Raw genomic sequence first — 16,482 nt, forward strand, 5'->3', positions numbered from 1 at the left:
CGATGACGGCTATCCAGACTGCGCTCATTACAACTTCACCAAACCACTAAAGCCCATAAAGGCCAGAGACATTAAACCGGCGGTAATCAATGCGATGGCATTACCACGAAACGGCGCGGGCACATCGGCCACTACCAGGCGCTCGCGGATCGCCGCGAACAGCACCATCACCAGCGAGAAACCGACGGCGGCGGCAAAGCCGTACAGCGCGGACTGCAGGAAATTGTGTCCCAGATTGATATTCAGCAGCGCCACCCCGAGAACCGCACAGTTGGTGGTGATCAGCGGCAGAAAGATCCCCAACAGGCGATAGAGCGCCGGGCTGGTTTTACGCACCACCATTTCAGTGAACTGGACCACCACGGCGATGACCAGAATAAAGGCCAGCGTGCGTAAATAAACCAGATTTAACGGGATAAGGATCCAGGTATCAATCAGCCAGGCACAAATAGAGGCCAGCGTCATCACGAAGGTGGTGGCAAGCCCCATCCCCATTGCGGTTTCCAGCTTTTTGGAAACCCCCATAAACGGGCACAGGCCAAGAAACTTCACCAGAACGAAGTTATTGACAAGGACAGTACCAATAAAGAGCAGTAAATAATCAGCCATCATGCGACCTGAAACGAAAAAAAGCCGCTTATTATCGAATAAAACGATACCGGCGACAACAGGTTAAATGTGGGGTTATTACGGATGAACAAAGGTCCGTTTTACCCGCTGTGAACGGCGAAAATAGGGCGCCAGGAGCGCGGCAGCCAACAATGGAAACAGCAGCTGACGCAAAGCAAGAACATCCGAGACGGGAGAGAAGGCAAAAGTCTTTATCGCCAGCAGCAGAGTGATGAGCAACCAGATAATATAGTGCTTAGGGACCAGCGAGCGCCGCTTGAAGAACGCGATAGTCAGCCAAAGCGTGTAATACCACATGGCGACAGCAAACAGCAGTGAAGCGAGCCACAGTACCATATGTCCGGTGCTCATAGCGCGCAGCAGGGCATACGTCTGCGTCGACATGAGGGCATTGGCAAAAAACAGCAGCGATAAGGAGGCGCTCAGCAGCGCCACCAGCAACCAGGCCAGCGGTGCCAGCAGCCATCCGCCGATGCGTTCTGCAGATTGAGACGTCATGTTACTCCCCTATTCAACGCCAGTAATGAAAATCAGGCCGGGAAGTATAAGCAACTGGCGTGAAGGATGACAGCCTTACTGCACGAATCGCCAAACGGATTTAGGCACCTGGCCCACATCGAACAATTTACCGCCGGAGACCAGCTCTGCCCGGCGGTGGTCGGCCGCACGATACATATTCACGATCTCTTCGGTGTCGGTCAGGGAGTAGTTAAGGTGATCAAATAGTTTTTCAAGACTTTCGAGCGAACTGATTTTGCGGAATTTTAATAAATAGTCCAGAACGGTCATTTTCGTATCCATTTTATAATCGGAATAATTATGTTGAATATTATCAGCATTCACTAAACCTACTCTCAACCAACGGCGCCTTCTGAATGGGGCCGGGTGGAATGATTCAGGTTATATAAACCCATGACAAGGGGCGAGAGCCGACCTTGAAGAGCAGGGAGAAGTTTAAGAATATTCTAAAACCAGACCGGGCGCCGAATGGCGCCCGCAAGTGAAGATTAACGCTGTTCGCCGTGACTGGCAATAACAGATTTGTACCAATAAAAACTCTTCTTTCGTTTGCGAGCCAGATTTTGCTGGTGATCGACATAGACAAAGCCGTACTGCTTTTGATACCCGTTAAGCCAGCTCAGCAGATCGATAAACGACCAGGGATAATAGCCGCGCACATCCGCCCCTAGCGCCAGCGCCTTTTCCACGGCGCCAATATGGCTGCTCAGGTAGTCGATTCGCGGGTCGTCGACCACTTCACCGGCAATAATCGGGTCTTTCGCCCCCAGGCCATTTTCGGTGATATAGATCGGGATATCGCCATAGCGTTCCTTGATCATCATAATGCCGTCCGTCAGCCCCTGCGGCCAGATTTCCCATCCCCATTCGGTATAGGTGCTCTGCGGATTACGCGCGAAATAGAACAACCCCTCCACGCCAGATTCGCCACCGGTGGGGATGTCGGGCGGCTGGGCGGACACCGTTTCCCGGCGATAGTAATTCAGCCCAATAAAGTCACAGCGGTTCTCGCGCAGCAGTGCGTCATCGTCCGGGGAAAAGCGCGGTACCCCCCACAGAGCCTGGGTCTGCGCCAGCAGAGCAGCTGGATAGGTGCCTTTCAGTACCGGGTCGTAAAGCCAGTGAGTATGGATGGCGTCAGCCAGTTCGGTGGCCTTTTTGTCTGCCTCACTGTCGGTGAGCGGAGTATGCGGCTGTAGCACATTGACGAAGCCAATCTCGCCCGCCACGCCACTCTCGCGGAGCGCCTTCACCGCCAGCGCATGGGCGATAAACACGTGGTGGCAGGCCTGAATGGCACGCGCTGGATCGCGGACCGCCGGGGGATGCAGACCGTTGATGTAGCCGTGGCCAATGAACACGATGGTTTCGTTAAAGGTCGCCCACAGCTTCACCCGTGAACCAAAGCGCGCATAGCACAGGCGGGCGTACTCGGCGAAGGCCTCGGCGGTACTACGTGCTTCCCAGCCGCCCTCATCCTGCAGGGCCTGCGGCAGGTCCCAGTGATAGAGGGTGATCATCGGCTCAATATTGTGCGCCAGCAGTTCGTCGATCAGATCGCTGTAAAACTGTACTCCCGCTTCATTCACTTCACCGCGCCCGTTGGGCATCAGTCGGGGCCAGGAGATAGAGAATCGATAACTTTGCAGGCCCATTTCGGCCATTAACGCGACGTCTTCGCGAAAACGGTGATAGTGGTCGACCGCGACATCGCCGGTGGTGCCTTCAAAGGTGGTACCCGGCAAGTGAGAGTAGATATCCCAGATTGACGGTCCTTTGCCGTCTGCGTCGTGCCCACCTTCAACCTGATACGCTGCGGTAGCGGCACCCCATAAAAAATTGTGCGGAAAAGCGGCCATGAATAAGCTCCCTGTCTGATGATAAAGGGAGTGTAATAAAAGCGATGATAACTGTGCAACCGGTTTCTGAAACCGGTTGCACAGTTGCGAGGCGGGTCACTGTTTTACGGCGGCGCTACTTTGTCTGCACCACATCCGCTGGCGGTGGGGCCTGATAGTTATCAATATGGTGCGCGATAACCAAAAGCAGTGCGGAAATACCAAAAACAATCCAGCCAATAAGTTCTACAATACGGGTAAAAACAGTCGTCATAACACATCAATATCCTTTGAACACAGCGTAAAATGTTACTCCATGGTCAGCAGATCACAAGGGGTATCTGTCTGATTTTGCACATGTGCGGGAAAAAATCAGGGTGTTAAATGATAAAATTTGCTCACTATTTGTAAGATTATTCTCATCAACATGATATTGACATCAGCTGAATAAGTGAGGCGGTAACATGAGTGACGCGATCCGGGTAGGGCTATTAGGTTACGGTTACGCCAGCAAAACGTTTCACGCGCCGCTGATCGGCGGCACGCCGGGCATGGCGTTGACGATGGTCTCCAGCAGCGAGGCCGGCAAAGTCCATGCCGACTGGCCAGGGGTCAGGGTGGTGAGTGCGGCAAAGGACTTGCTCAACGATCCTGATATTGATCTGGTGGTCATCGCCACCCCGAACGATACCCACTTTCCGCTGGCGAAAGCGGCGCTGGAAGCGGGCAAGCATGTGGTAGTGGATAAACCTTTTACCGTGACACTGTCACAAGCACGCGAGCTGGAGGGGCTGGCGAAGCATTGTGGCCGGGTGCTGTCGGTGTTTCATAACCGCCGCTGGGACAGTGATTTCTTAACCGTCAGGGCACTGATTAACGAAGGTCAACTGGGGGAAGTGTGTTACTTCGAGTCGCATTTCGATCGCTTCCGCCCCCAGGTGCGCCAGCGCTGGCGGGAACAGGGAGGCCCCGGAAGTGGGATTTGGTATGATCTGGGGCCGCATCTGCTCGATCAGGCGGTGGTGCTCTTTGGCCTGCCGGTGAGTATCACGGTCGATCTCGCTCAACTTCGCCCCGGCGCGCAATCCACCGACTATTTTCACGCCGTGCTGGCCTATCCCCAGAGGCGGGTGGTGCTGCATGGCACATTGCTCGCTGCGGCGGAGAGCGCGCGCTTTATCGTCCACGGCTCGCGGGCCAGCTATATTAAGTATGGCCTTGATCCCCAGGAGGAACGGCTAAAAAACGGTGAACGACTGCCGCAGGAGGACTGGGGGTATGATATGCGCGACGGTACTCTGACCCGCGCCGAGGGCGACGAACGAAGCGAGGAGACATGGCTGACGCTGCCGGGCAATTATCCCGCCTATTATGCCGCCATTCGCGATGCGCTTAACGGGGAGGGAGAAAACCCGGTCCCGGCCAGCGAGGCGATTCAGATCATGACGTTGATTGAGCTGGGTATCGAGTCGGCCAGACATCGCGCCACGCTCAGCCTGGTGTGAGGGGAAGCCCGGCAGCGCGGCCGCCGGGCCGATGATCAACCTTTCGCCACCCGCTGAATAAGAGCGGCTTTTTCCTGTTCGCTCAGAAACGCCTGGGTCAGACCGTTGATCTGCGCCTGACGGATCTGCTCCCGGCTCAGGCCCGCCGCCGGCGCCGCCACGGTGTACTCGTGAATAATATCGACGCCCTGCACCGCCGGATCGTCAGTGTTGAGGCTCGCCAGCACGCCGTGCTCAAGGAACTGCTTCAGCGGATGTTGGGCCAGCGAAGCCACGGTGCTGGTTTGCACATTCGAGGTCAGGCACGATTCAATGCCGATCTGATGTTCGGCCAGGTAGTCCATCAGGGCCGGATCCTCTACCGCTTTGACCCCATGACCGATACGCTCCGCGCCCAGCTCGCGGATGGCCTGCCAGATACTTTCCGGTCCGGCCGCTTCGCCAGCGTGGACGGTAATATGCCAGCCAGCGTCGCGGGCCTGATTAAAATGGTTGAGGAACAGCGCGCCCGGGAAGCCCAGCTCATCACCGGCCAGATCCAGCGCGGTGATGCCCTCGCGGTGGGCGAGCAGCGCCGCCAGCTCTTCCTGACAGGCCGCTTCACCGAAGGTGCGGCTCAGAATGCCGATCAGGCGGGCGTCGACCTGAAAATCGCGGCTGCCTTCACGCACGCCCGCGATCACTGCCTCTACCACGCCGTCGACGGGAAGCTGGTGGGTCATCGCCATATAGCGGGGAGAGAAGCGCAGCTCAACGTAGTGCAGACCATTGCGCGCGGCGTCTTCGACGTTCTCGTATGCCACGCGACGGCAGGCTTCCAGTGAAGCAAGGACTTTAACCCCCCAGTCGAGCTTGGCGAGAAAACTGACCAGATCGGGCTCGAGGCTGGTGACCTGGACGTGGGGACGCAGCGTGTCGAGGGTGGAAGCGGGAAGGGCGATATTAAACTCGCGGCCAAGATCGAGGATGGTTTGGGCCCGGATGTTACCGTCAAGGTGGCGGTGAATGTCGGTTAATGGCAATGAAGAATCAATCATGGTCGCACTCTTTTTTTAGTTAAAGTGCACGTCATTATACAACATGTACATAACTGTTTAAAAGCATTGAAAAAATCCATTCGATACAAACAGCTGGGGGCACTCAGGTCATTTTTCCGCTCTTTTCGCTGCGCCATTTAAAACAGCGAACGACGTTCATGATTGACGCGATCCTGACCAGACCAGAAAAGCGCACGCGCTGACCGCGGCGCCGGCAAGGCAGACCGCCTGCCATCCCCAATGGGAATAAAGTTGCGTGGCGACGATAGCGCCTGCCGCACTGCCCAGCGAATAAAAACACATATAAGCCCCAACAAGGCGGCTTGCCGCTGCAGGCCTGGCGGCAATAATCAGGCTCTGGTTGGTGACATGCACGGCCTGCACCGCAAAGTCCAGTGCGATAACACCCACTATTAGCCATAGCAGAGAGGTTTCGGCAAAGGCGATAGGCAGCCATGAGAGCGCCAGCAGCGCCAGCGCCAGGCCGGTCGAGCGCTGCGCCCATCCCTGGTCAGCCCACTTGCCCGCCCTTGAGGCGGCCAGCACGCCAGCGATGCCGGCCAGGCCAAACATCCCTGTCTGGGTGTGCGACAGGGAAAGGGCGGTGAGCGGCATGACCATGGTTGTCCACAGCATACTGAAAGCGGCGAAGATCAGTAGCGCCAGGATCCCGCGCTTTCTCAATTGCGGTTCAGTGGTATACAGCTGAAAAACTGACTTCAGTAAGGAAAGGTAAGTGGGCTTTTGCGACTGCGGCGTGGGCGAAGGCATGACTTTCCAGATGACGCCGGCAATCAACAACATCAGACAGGCAGCCGTGAGATAAACGGCTCGCCAGCCGGCGATATCAGCGATCGCGCCTGATATAAAACGAGACAACAGAATGCCTGAAACAATTCCGCTGGTCAGGGTACCCACCGCCTGGCCCCGTTTCTGCGGCGTCGCCAGTATCGCCACCCATGCCACCATCAGCTGCACCACCACCGCCATCAGGCCGACGATCAGCATGGCACCCAGCAGGATCGCGATATTAGGGGATAACCCTGCCACGACTAACGCCGCCACCGACAGCAACAGCTGAGTCATCATCACGTGTTTACGGTTCAAACCGTCCCCGAGCGGAACCAGGAACAGCAAGCCGATGGCATAGCCCACCTGTGTCGCGGTGATGACGCTGCCCATCATGCCGGGCGACACCTTCAGGCTGACCGCCATCGAGTCGAGTAACGGCTGAGCTGAATAAACGTTGGCTACCGCCAGCGCGCAGGTCAGTGAAAACAGCGCCGTTATCCCCGCGGTCAGCATCGTGGCAGGGGCGGAGGCGGTCGGGATCTCGTGCTCGGTACACAAACTTGCCTTGCATTTCATAAGAGGCCTGCACTCTGGTTGCTTTTTAAAACTAGTGTGCCTATAAAATTAGCCATAGTGGTTTTCTTTTGCAACTGCTACGTGTGAAGATTAAGCTGGCATCAGTAGACTGATTGACGGAGAGCATGCAGATGGCGAAACAGGAATCACTCAGAACCAGTGAATGTCCGGTGGCAAGGACGCTGGAATCAATTGGTGAGCGCTGGTGCCTGATGATTATTCGCGAGGCATTTGATGATGTGCGGCGATTCAGCGAGTTTCAAAAGAATCTAGGGCTGGCCAAAAATATCCTTGCCTCGCGGCTGAAGCACCTGGTTGATATCGGTATTTTCGCGATTTTACCGGCATCGGATGGCAGCGCCTACAAGGAATACGTCCTGACTGAAAAGGGGCGATCTGTGTTTCCCATTGTTGTGGCGATGCGGCAATGGGGAGAGCGTTATATGTTTGATTACGGGGAAACCTATTCTGTCCTGCTGGATAACGAACACGGTCAGCCGCTTCAGTATCTGGATGTGCGTTCCGCTCAGGGGGAGAAACTGCAACCTGGCGACTGCCATCGCCGGCGCGTTGTGTCGGATATCAGCGGTGAATGAAGGCCTGAAGAGGGGCGCGGTGCGGTGGGAATCGGTTCGATGACATCGCGCCCCGGCCGTACAGCGAAAAGCGGACATACTAGCGTTCGGCAACCTTCGTTTCAGGTAAATCTATGATAACCAGTGTGCCAAAGCTGCCTGTTTCCACAATATGAGGAATACCTGCTTTGGCGACATAAAGCTGGCCAGGCGTGACAGAGATTTTTTCTCCTTTCACATTCAGCTCCAGACGTCCGTCAATGACCAGTAATCCCTCGTCATACTCATGCACTTCTTCGCTTAATGAGCGTTCATCCATTCGTAAAACTTTGAGATTCGCTGTGCCAATGCGGCCTAATACTTGTGAGTGCCAGGCTTCCGGTAACACCTGTGCTTCTGCGCTAAGGTCATAAAGCGACATAACGTCATTCCCTTTGATGTTCGTTTTAGGCACTTATGTCATAGAAATGCTCTGCCGTCCTATAACAAATATGGAAAAACAAGTCGAAGAAGCGGCTAACCCTTTCTCCTCAGCCCCTTGCCCTCCAGGATTTTGTCGTATCTTTTTCCTGGAGGTTTCTGATGACAACCCTCTGCACGTTGCGACAGGCGACTCACCGCCAGCAGAATAATCATTTACATTTATATTTTATTTGAATGTATTCATGTTACATATTAAATTCTGCTTACTTTATCGACGATGAGGCAAGGATGCGGATGTGGAGAGCGTAATCCATAACAATATTGAGGGTTTTCTGCTGCTGCTATTAAGCATGTGGCCGATTCTGATTGTGGTCTTTATTGGCGTCGCGATTTCTTTCTATACCATGCTGCTACGCAAAACGGCGCTGGCCTGCCTGCTGTTCGCCGTCGCTATCGGCGCCGCAGGCTGGAGCCTCGCTTAGCATCCGATCTCAGGGTTTATCCAGCAGACTCATGCTGGAGGTGGCGGCGCCATCATTGAGATTGGACGGTGCATGCCAGTCGCGGCCAGCCAGTGCGCTATCGCCCTGGCCGCTGCTGGCGACCGTATCCTGTTGCGTCGACATCGTCGAGCCTTCCAGCGCTTCATCGGCCCCCGACTGATCGGGCAGGGAGCTGGTATACCCGCCATTGTTTGAGTAAGTATCCATACCATTCACTTCATTCGGTACCGTGTCGGTGGTGGTGCCATCATCGTTTATGCAAAATGATCCGCCAATGCCGTTAGGCTGGCAGTCCGCAGCGAAAGCCGGGACAGCCAGCGACGCCAGCAACAATAGCGGTAAGCCGATTTTCTTCATTCTCATCTCCATGCGCAACGTGGCTCGACAGATGCTCTCTACTATAGAGAAGGACAGGGCGGTGGAAGGTGACAAAACTGTTTAATTTTGTAATAGCGTACCGACTGCCGGTTGCCTGTTCGCTTCAGCACGTCGAGGCATGCTGCGCCTTCCCGGGTCGGCGCAATGCGGTAATCAATTGTTAATTCAACGTAAAGGTTAATGAAAATTTAAGAGAAGGCCGCTATGTTGGCGATATCACTCTTTCCATTAAGGAAATTCCATGCGCGATAAATATTCGGGCCTGCAGATCGGTATTCACTGGTTGGTCTTTTTGCTGGTGGTGGTGGCTTATGCGGCAATGGAGCTACGTGGATTTTTTCCCCGTAGTGACCGGCCGCTGATTAATATGATTCATGTCTCCTGCGGGATCACCATCTGCGCGCTGATGGTGGCGCGTTTGCTGGTGCGGCTGAAGTCGCCAGCGCCGCCGATCGTGCCGAAACCGTCGCCGATGATGACCGGTTTTGCTCATCTCGGCCATCTGGTTATCTATCTGCTATTTATTGCCTTGCCGCTGATCGGGATGGTGATGATGTACTGGCGCGGAAATCCCTGGTACGCCTTTGGCCTGACCATGCCGTATGCCCCGCAGAGCGATTTTGAGCGGGTGGACACCCTGAAGGCGATCCATGAATGGTTAGCCAACGCCGGGTACTTCGTGATTGGCCTGCATGCCCTTGCCGCGCTGGTCCATCATTACTGGTGGAAAGATAATACCCTGCTGCGGATGATGCCCCGTAAGCGCTAAATAGTCGTTACCGTTTTGCCTGACCCCGTCCCGCGACGGGGTTTTTTTTGCCTTTATGGGTAATAAAATATAGTATACCCCCCTATATGATACGGAGGCGTAATCGTGCCACATTCACCTGAAGATAAAAAACGGGCGCTCAGTCGCGTACGCCGCATCCGCGGCCAGGTCGAGGCCCTCGAGCGCGCGCTGGAGTCCGGCGAACCCTGCATGACAATCCTGCAGCAGATTGCCTCAATTCGCGGTGCGGCAAATGGCCTGATGGGCGAAATGGTGGAGATCCACCTGCAGGACGAGCTGGTTAGCGGCGAGACCACCCCGGACCAGCGGGCCGCGAGAATGGCAGAGGTCGGTCATCTGCTACGATCCTATTTAAAATAACATCACGACGAGGAAGAGACAGTTATGAAATCACGCGCAGCAGTTGCCTTTGGTCCTGGCCAGCCGTTAAAAATCGTTGAGATTGACGTCGCGCCGCCGAAGAAAGGCGAAGTTCTGGTGAAAATCACCCACACCGGCGTGTGTCACACCGATGCCTTTACCCTCTCCGGCGACGATCCAGAGGGTGTTTTCCCGGCGGTACTGGGCCATGAAGGCGGCGGGGTTGTCGTGGAAGTGGGCGAGGGCGTTACCAGCCTTAAGCCGGGCGACCACGTGATCCCGCTGTATACCGCCGAATGCGGCGAGTGCAAGTTCTGTAAGTCGGGTAAAACCAATCTCTGTCAGGCGGTGCGCGCCACCCAGGGCAAAGGGTTGATGCCGGACGGCACCACCCGTTTCTCCTATAACGGCGAACCGATTTATCACTATATGGGCACCAGCACCTTCAGCGAATATACGGTTTGCGCCGAGATCTCGCTAGCGAAAGTCAATCCGCAGGCGCCGCTGGATAAAGTGTGCCTGCTGGGCTGCGGTGTCACCACCGGTATCGGCGCGGTGCACAACACGGCGAAGGTCAAGCCCGGGGATAGCGTCGCGGTCTTTGGTTTAGGCGGCATTGGTCTCGCGGTGATCCAGGGCGCGGTGCAGGCGCAGGCCGGACGCATTCTGGCGGTCGATACCAACCCGGATAAGTTCACCCTCGCCAAAGAGATGGGCGCAACCGACTTTATCAACCCGAACGACTACGATAAGCCGATTCAGGATGTGATTGTCGAACTGACCGACGGCGGGGTGGATTTCAGCTTCGAGTGCATCGGCAATGTCAACGTGATGCGCGCGGCGCTGGAGTGCTGCCATAAAGGCTGGGGTGAGAGCGTGATCATCGGCGTAGCCGGTGCTGGCCAGGAGATCAAGACCCGTCCGTTCCAGCTGGTAACCGGCCGCGTGTGGCGCGGTTCCGCCTTCGGCGGCGTGAAAGGGCGCAGTCAGCTGCCGGGAATGGTGGAGGACGCCATGGCTGGTAAAATTCGCCTCGACCCGTTTATTACCCATCGCCTGCCGCTGGAGCAGATTAACGAGGCCTTTGATCTGATGCATGAAGGCAAATCGATTCGCACCGTGATCCACTTTGGCGACCAGTAATCGCTAACGCTGATGGCGTATCGTCACCCATACAAAAAGGGCCCGGATGGGCCCTTTTGCTTAGGTCGATCAGTGATGGTCTGGGAGCGCGTAGGCAATGATGTAATCGCCGCGATCCGGTGACTGACGGGCGCCGCCAGCATTGATAATAATGTACTGCTTACCGGTTTTCGGTGAGACGTAGGTCATCGGGCCGGACTGGCTACCGACCGGCAGACGCGATTTCCAGATCTCTTTCCCGTTCGCGGTATCAAAGGCGCGCAGGTAAAAATCCTGGGTACCGGCGAAGAACAGCAGTCCGGACTGCGTGGACAGCGACGCGCCAAGGGTCGGCATGCCGATCGGAATGGGCATGTGCATCCGGATCCCCAGCGGCCCGGTATCTTCTACGGTGCCAACCGGTACCTGCCACACCAGTTTGCCGGTTTTCAGATCCACCGCGGACATGGTGCCGAACGGCGGTTTCTGGCATGGAATGCCCAGCGGCGACAGGAAACGTTCGCGCATGGCGCCAAACGGCGTACCTTCCATCGGCACGATGCCCATCTCGATCCCGCTGGCGTCTTTCGCCACCTTCGCGCGCGGCACCATATAGTTTGCGAGACCCAGACGCATATCGTTGACGAACATCAGGCTGTTGTTCGGATCCACCGAAACGCTGCCCCAGTTCATGCCGCCGAGCGAGCCCGGGAACTGCAGGGAACGGTCTTCACCTGGCGGGGTAAAGACGCCCTGATGGCGCATCTCTTTGAACTGAATACGGCACAGCAGCAGGTCGATCGGTGTCGCCCCCCACATATCGGATTCGGTCAACGTCTGGTTGCCGATCATCGGCATCCCTACCGAGTAAGGTTGCGTCGGAGAGTAGCGTTCACCTTTGACGTTGCCCGCCGGTACCGGACGCTCTTCCACTTTGGCCACCGGCTCGCCGGTCTCGCGGTTGAGCATAAAGATCATGCCCTGCTTGCTGGTTTGCACCAGCACCGGGGTGGTACCGCCCTTGCCGTCAGGCAGATCGTACAGCAGCGGCTGAGACGGCAGGTCAAAGTCCCACAGATCGTGGTGCGTGGTCTGGAAGTGCCAGCGCACCTGGCCGGTGGTGGCATCCACAGCCACGATAGAGGAGCTGTATTTATCGTCCAGCGCGGTACGTTCGCCGCCAAAGAAATCTGGCGTGGCGTTGCCGGTTGGCAGATAGATCAGATTCAGCTTCGCGTCGTAGGACATCGCCGACCAGACGTTTGGCGTACCGCGCGTATAGGTCTGGCCTTCCGGCGGAACACCGGTCAGCGCTGGATTGCCGGGATCCCACGCCCACGCCAGTTTGCCGGTGTGGACGTCAAACGCGCGGACCACGCCCGGCGGTTCGCCGGTGGAGTAGTTATCCGCGACGCGGCCGCCCACCACTACCACATTGCCCGCTACCAGCGGGGTGGAGGTCTGCTGATAGTAGCCCGCTTTCACTTCACCCATGCCGACGCTGAGGTCGACAATACCGCCATCGCCGAAGCTTTCGCACAGTTTGCCGGTATCGGCATCAATGGCGATCAGGCGGGCGTCGATCGTCGGCAGGAACAGACGACGGGAACAGGCGGCAGGCTGCGTGCCTGACGCTGGCGCGGTTTGCGCCTGGCTATCTTCGTAATAGCCTAAGCCGCGGCAGCGCTGCCAGTTGGGCGAAGAGGATTTGGAGTCATAGCGCCATTTCTCTTTTCCGCTGTCCACATCCAGCGCCAGCACTTTGCTGTAAGGGGTGCAGACGTAGAGAGTATCGCCAATCTGCAGCGGGGTGTTTTGATCTTCCGCCCCGGAGCCATTGCTCTGCGGGATATCGCCAGTATGCGCCACCCAGGCCACCTGCAGCTGGTTGACGTTCTGTTTGTTGATTTGGTCCAGCGCGGCGAAACGGTCGCCGTGGGTGGTATTACCCCAGTGCGCCCAGTTTTTCTGCTGTTCGCCCGGCGCGACGGGCTTCACTGGCACCGCTTCAGTGGCGCTAACCAGTGGTTCGGATTTGAACATCCAGCCAAAGCTCACCGCCAGCGCCACGGCGAGAACGGCGGCGACGCCATATGCCGGGCCTTTTTTTGCCGGTGGGGTGGCGAGGAAAGGCCAGACCAGGGCGGCAAGGAAGGCCAGGACGCCGAGCGCAAACAGGCGCGAGAAGAGCGGCCAGTAGCTCCAGCCAGCGTCACTAATCGCCCAGATCACCGAGGCGATAAACGCCACGGCGTACAACAGAATACCGCCGCGGCGGTTGCGGAAAATCAACACCGCCGCGATGACCATCACCACGCCCATCAGCGCGAAGTACAGTGTACCGCCGACGAGGGCCAGTTTTGCCCCAAGAATACCGATAGCCAGACCGATGATGAGCATCAGTCCGGCGAGAAGCCACTGCAGGATCCGGGGGAATCCGCGCGGCGCGTTGCCAGTTGCCATGTAATCTCCTTAACCACTCCCGCCACTTCACGATGAACCAAATGAAACAGATATTTTCTGTTTTATTTTTGAATGAAGAGGTTTGTACCTTCATAAACGCAGGTTTATTGCTTGATGTGATTTCGAATGAACCATTTGGTGAAATCGCGATATGATAGATCTGTTAAAGAAATTTACGCAATTGTTAATGAATGATTTCGCACTAAATGATTATTTTGCTAAATGTGTTGCGCCGTCAGGCGCACCACATCGAAGCGCATAGGCTCCCCGGCAGGGGCTACCGGGGAGAAAGCGGGGTCAGGCAGGCATTGACTTGCGGATGGCGCTGAGCAGGGTTTGCGTACCTGGCGTGAGCGTCGCATCGACGCGGGTCAGAATGCCGATGGGCTCTCCGGCGCCCTGGGTGGCAATTGGCAGGGCGCTCAGCACACCCCGGCGAAGATCGTCTTTCACCGCCCCGGATGGCACGAACCACACATAGTCGAAATCGACCGTCAGCTGGCGTGACAGCGAAGCAGACAGCGTCTCGATGCACCCCGCGGGCATTTTACAGCCCTGGCTCTGGAGCAACGTTTCGGCGTTTTGCCGCGGTACGGTGCCCTTCGGTGAGACCACGACGGGCCACTCCATTACCCGGCTCAGGGTCACGGTCTCCTGAAGCAGGGGGTGTCCCGGACGAACCACCAGTTTCAGGGATTCGAGGAACAGTAGCTCATAGTTGAGCCCACTCATCAGATCCGGGTCGGACATGCGTCCGATACCGATATCGATCTCCCCGGATTTTAACCCCGCCAGCAGCATGGTGTTGTTCATGGTGGCGACCTGCAGCGTGATGTCTTTTTGCTGTTTATGGAACTGGCCGATCACCGTTGGCAGGATCCCCAGTGCGGCGGTAGGCAGCGCGCCGATACGCACAATGTCGTTATTCAGCCCCTCTTTACGGTTCAGCGCCTGACCCGCTGAGTTAAGGGCATCAAGTACCTTAACGGCATGAGTTAGAAACTGTTCGCCGACCAGGGTGAGTTGCGCCCCCAGACGGCCCCGCTCGAACAGCCGGGTACCGGTTAACTGTTCAAGCTCGTTTAGCGTTTTCGAGAGTGCCGGCTGGCTCAGATTTAAAGTTTCAGCCGCGCGCCCCAGCGTTCCCTGTTGAGCGACGGCCACGAAGGTGTGTAGATGGCGCAAGCGAATGCGCTGACTGAAGAGACCATTTTTTTCCATAGTAGATGATGTTAAAAACACAGCGGTGAAAGAGACAAGCGGCCTTGTTTAAATTTGATAACCAGATAGCAAAATATTATTAACATTTGACCTGATTACATTACAAGATCTTTCCCCACGGTTTAAAACGCCTTCCCCACGCAGGACGAGGGGAAGGCGTTTATCGTCGTGGCCGCTAGATATCGAAAAAGACGGTTTCGTTTTCGCCCTGCAGATAAATATCGAAGCGATAGACCACTTCCGAACCGCGAACCTCGCGTTCGGCGATTAAGGTTTTGCGTCTCACTTCCCACTCGATCAGATTCAGCACCGGGTCGCTGGCGTTGGCCTCGTGTTCATCGGCGAAATACATCCGCGTGTTCAGGCCGATGTTGATCCCCCGCGCGACCACCCACAGGTTGACGTGCGGCGCCATCAGGCGGCCATCGCGGCCGACAACCGGGCCCGGCTTAATGGTGTCAAAGCGCCAGACGCCGGAGGTGAAATCAGAGCAGGTACGCCCCCAGCCGCGGAAGCCCGGGTCGACGGCTTTCTGCTGCTGACGGTCGTCAGGATGGTTATAGCGTCCCGCGGCGTTGGCCTGCCAGATCTCCAGCAACACATCACGCACCGGTGTTCCGGAGCCGTCGATAACCCGGCCTTCAATGGTGATCCGCTCCCCGGTGGTATCCGCGGTGGTGAGGATCGGGCCAAAGTTTTTCTCAAAAATATGAAAGCCCGCGGCGTCAGGCGCCAGACCGATATGAACATAGGGTCCCGCCGTCTGCGAGGCGGTTTCAGGCAGATACTGTTTCATCGGGCGGCCCCCTGAGTACGATTTTCAAACAGCGTGGCGCGATGGCCGCGTAAAACAAGGTCGAAGCGGTAGGCCAGGCAATCCAGCGGTACGGCGGCGTGCATGTCCAGCTCGGCGATCAGCGTGCGTACGGCGTCGTCATTATTAATGGTCCGGACGATCGGGCACTGTTTGATCAGCGGGTCGCCTTCGAAATACATCTGGGTGATCAGGCGCTGCGCCCAGGCGTCACCCGAGAGCGAGAAATGAATATGCGCCGGACGCCAGTCGCTGGCCTGGTTACGCCACGGGTAGGGGCCGGGCTTGATAGTGCGAAAACAGTAATAACCGTTTTCATCGGTCAGCACCCGGCCGCAGCCGCCGAAGTTCGGGTCAATCGGGGCCAGATACTGATCTTTTTTATGTCGGTAGCGGCCGCCGGCATTGGCCTGCCAGACTTCCACCAGGGTGTTTTTCATCGGTCGGCCAAAACCATCGCGCACATAGCCGTGGACAATGATCCGCTCGCCAATCGGCAGGCCTTCTTTGGCATAGTTAAGGATAAGGTCATTATCCAGAGGGCCTAGATCGTCGCGGCTAAAGACCGGCCCGGTGATCTCTGACAGCGAGTTCTGCAGGGAGATCAGGGCATTCTTCGGTGAGCGCAGGACGCTGGTTTTATAGCCCGGCGCGTAAGCGGGCGGGTGACTACTGTAATCGCGATGGATAACCTCGCGCGGGGACCATTTGTCGTTCATCGGATACTCCGTGTAGACGGTAGAGGGGCATGTTGTTGTAATGTCGCCAGAAACAGTGTGTGTAAATGTATTGTTAATTTAAAGTGAAATCACCGGGTGTTTTTCATAACCGTGGGTTATGTTTTGAACAATGACTGGGGCCGGAAGCAGGTTATCGCCATCACAGTTTGTAAATTCTTCCCCCCGCCGTGAGGCAGCTTTCCTACACTCCAGGAAG

General features: G+C 56.5%; 19 protein-coding genes. 6 read left to right on the plus strand and 13 right to left on the minus strand.

Features of this window, described 5'->3' with window-relative positions:
* Window positions 1-27: 27 nt before the first annotated feature.
* From rsxA to blr, 5 genes are all read right to left on the minus strand, one after another.
* Window positions 28-609, minus strand: coding sequence for an electron transport complex subunit RsxA (gene rsxA / locus CWM53_RS19590; protein ID WP_002907658.1), 582 nt, complete (start codon window positions 607-609; stop codon window positions 28-30).
* A gap of 78 nt (window positions 610-687) precedes the next feature.
* On the minus strand, window positions 688-1,128 hold the full coding sequence (locus CWM53_RS19595) for a DUF2569 domain-containing protein (protein ID WP_100729597.1): 441 nt from the start codon (window positions 1,126-1,128) through the stop codon (window positions 688-690).
* Window positions 1,129-1,203: 75 nt separating this feature from the next.
* Window positions 1,204-1,419 carry a transcription modulator YdgT gene (gene ydgT, locus CWM53_RS19600; protein ID WP_004202843.1) on the minus strand — a complete coding sequence of 72 codons (216 nt, stop codon included), beginning with the start codon at window positions 1,417-1,419 and terminating at the stop codon, window positions 1,204-1,206.
* Between the two features lie 218 nt (window positions 1,420-1,637).
* The gene (locus CWM53_RS19605) at window positions 1,638-3,008 is read right to left on the minus strand and encodes a GH1 family beta-glucosidase (RefSeq protein WP_100630580.1); all 1,371 of its coding nucleotides are present in this window, start codon (window positions 3,006-3,008) and stop codon (window positions 1,638-1,640) included.
* Window positions 3,009-3,123: 115 nt separating this feature from the next.
* The gene (gene blr, locus CWM53_RS19610) at window positions 3,124-3,261 is read right to left on the minus strand and encodes a division septum protein Blr (RefSeq protein ID WP_061154391.1); all 138 of its coding nucleotides are present in this window, start codon (window positions 3,259-3,261) and stop codon (window positions 3,124-3,126) included.
* A gap of 190 nt (window positions 3,262-3,451) precedes the next feature.
* Here blr and CWM53_RS19615 point away from each other — a divergent pair, with 190 nt between their 5' ends.
* Window positions 3,452-4,492: an oxidoreductase gene (locus CWM53_RS19615; RefSeq protein WP_074385676.1), complete on the plus strand. Its 1,041-nt coding sequence runs from the start codon at window positions 3,452-3,454 to the stop codon at window positions 4,490-4,492.
* Between the two features lie 35 nt (window positions 4,493-4,527).
* Here CWM53_RS19615 and add read toward each other — a convergent pair whose 3' ends face one another.
* Complete coding sequence (gene add / locus CWM53_RS19620) at window positions 4,528-5,529, minus strand: adenosine deaminase (protein WP_012541536.1); 1,002 nt, start codon at window positions 5,527-5,529, stop codon at window positions 4,528-4,530.
* Between the two features lie 156 nt (window positions 5,530-5,685).
* The gene (locus tag CWM53_RS19625; RefSeq protein WP_100630743.1) at window positions 5,686-6,834 is read right to left on the minus strand and encodes an MFS transporter; all 1,149 of its coding nucleotides are present in this window, start codon (window positions 6,832-6,834) and stop codon (window positions 5,686-5,688) included.
* 194 nt (window positions 6,835-7,028) lie between these two features.
* Here CWM53_RS19625 and CWM53_RS19630 point away from each other — a divergent pair, with 194 nt between their 5' ends.
* Window positions 7,029-7,493 carry a winged helix-turn-helix transcriptional regulator gene (locus tag CWM53_RS19630; RefSeq protein ID WP_074386180.1) on the plus strand — a complete coding sequence of 155 codons (465 nt, stop codon included), beginning with the start codon at window positions 7,029-7,031 and terminating at the stop codon, window positions 7,491-7,493.
* A 79-nt stretch (window positions 7,494-7,572) separates the two neighbouring features.
* On the opposite strand, the gene CWM53_RS19635 is transcribed toward CWM53_RS19630, so the two are convergent.
* Entirely contained in the window at window positions 7,573-7,893 is a 321-nt protein-coding gene (locus CWM53_RS19635; RefSeq protein WP_061154396.1) for a cupin domain-containing protein, read from the minus strand.
* Window positions 7,894-8,191: 298 nt separating this feature from the next.
* On the opposite strand from CWM53_RS19635, the gene CWM53_RS19640 reads away from it, so the two are divergent.
* On the plus strand, window positions 8,192-8,377 hold the full coding sequence (locus tag CWM53_RS19640) for a hypothetical protein (protein ID WP_008804653.1): 186 nt from the start codon (window positions 8,192-8,194) through the stop codon (window positions 8,375-8,377).
* A gap of 9 nt (window positions 8,378-8,386) precedes the next feature.
* Here the strand turns inward: CWM53_RS19640 and CWM53_RS19645 are convergent, their stop codons facing one another.
* Window positions 8,387-8,755, minus strand: coding sequence for a hypothetical protein (locus tag CWM53_RS19645; protein WP_012968055.1), 369 nt, complete (start codon window positions 8,753-8,755; stop codon window positions 8,387-8,389).
* 262 nt (window positions 8,756-9,017) lie between these two features.
* Between CWM53_RS19645 and cybB the strand changes: the two genes are divergently transcribed.
* The 3 genes from cybB (at window position 9,018) to CWM53_RS19660 (ending at window position 11,069) form a co-directional block, all read left to right on the plus strand.
* The gene (gene cybB, locus CWM53_RS19650; protein ID WP_008804655.1) at window positions 9,018-9,545 is read left to right on the plus strand and encodes a cytochrome b561; all 528 of its coding nucleotides are present in this window, start codon (window positions 9,018-9,020) and stop codon (window positions 9,543-9,545) included.
* Between the two features lie 105 nt (window positions 9,546-9,650).
* Window positions 9,651-9,926: a metal/formaldehyde-sensitive transcriptional repressor gene (locus tag CWM53_RS19655; protein WP_004101746.1), complete on the plus strand. Its 276-nt coding sequence runs from the start codon at window positions 9,651-9,653 to the stop codon at window positions 9,924-9,926.
* A gap of 24 nt (window positions 9,927-9,950) precedes the next feature.
* Window positions 9,951-11,069 (plus strand): S-(hydroxymethyl)glutathione dehydrogenase/class III alcohol dehydrogenase, encoded by a 1,119-nt coding sequence (locus tag CWM53_RS19660; RefSeq protein WP_012968056.1) that lies wholly within the window; start codon window positions 9,951-9,953, stop codon window positions 11,067-11,069.
* A 69-nt stretch (window positions 11,070-11,138) separates the two neighbouring features.
* Here CWM53_RS19660 and CWM53_RS19665 read toward each other — a convergent pair whose 3' ends face one another.
* The 4 genes from CWM53_RS19665 to pcaH all read right to left on the minus strand — a co-directional run bounded on the left by CWM53_RS19665 (window position 11,139) and on the right by pcaH (window position 16,265).
* Complete coding sequence (locus tag CWM53_RS19665) at window positions 11,139-13,511, minus strand: glucose/quinate/shikimate family membrane-bound PQQ-dependent dehydrogenase (protein WP_100729598.1); 2,373 nt, start codon at window positions 13,509-13,511, stop codon at window positions 11,139-11,141.
* A gap of 297 nt (window positions 13,512-13,808) precedes the next feature.
* On the minus strand, window positions 13,809-14,732 hold the full coding sequence (locus CWM53_RS19670; protein ID WP_012541541.1) for a LysR substrate-binding domain-containing protein: 924 nt from the start codon (window positions 14,730-14,732) through the stop codon (window positions 13,809-13,811).
* A gap of 175 nt (window positions 14,733-14,907) precedes the next feature.
* Window positions 14,908-15,528: a protocatechuate 3,4-dioxygenase subunit alpha gene (gene pcaG, locus CWM53_RS19675; protein WP_100675501.1), complete on the minus strand. Its 621-nt coding sequence runs from the start codon at window positions 15,526-15,528 to the stop codon at window positions 14,908-14,910.
* Window positions 15,525-16,265, minus strand: coding sequence for a protocatechuate 3,4-dioxygenase subunit beta (gene pcaH / locus CWM53_RS19680; protein ID WP_004202816.1), 741 nt, complete (start codon window positions 16,263-16,265; stop codon window positions 15,525-15,527). Before pcaH ends, pcaG begins: the two co-directional genes overlap by 4 nt.
* Window positions 16,266-16,482 lie beyond the last annotated feature (217 nt).

This window comes from Klebsiella sp. A-Nf5, from assembly GCF_002810545.1.
GTDB lineage: Bacteria > Pseudomonadota > Gammaproteobacteria > Enterobacterales > Enterobacteriaceae > Klebsiella > Klebsiella variicola.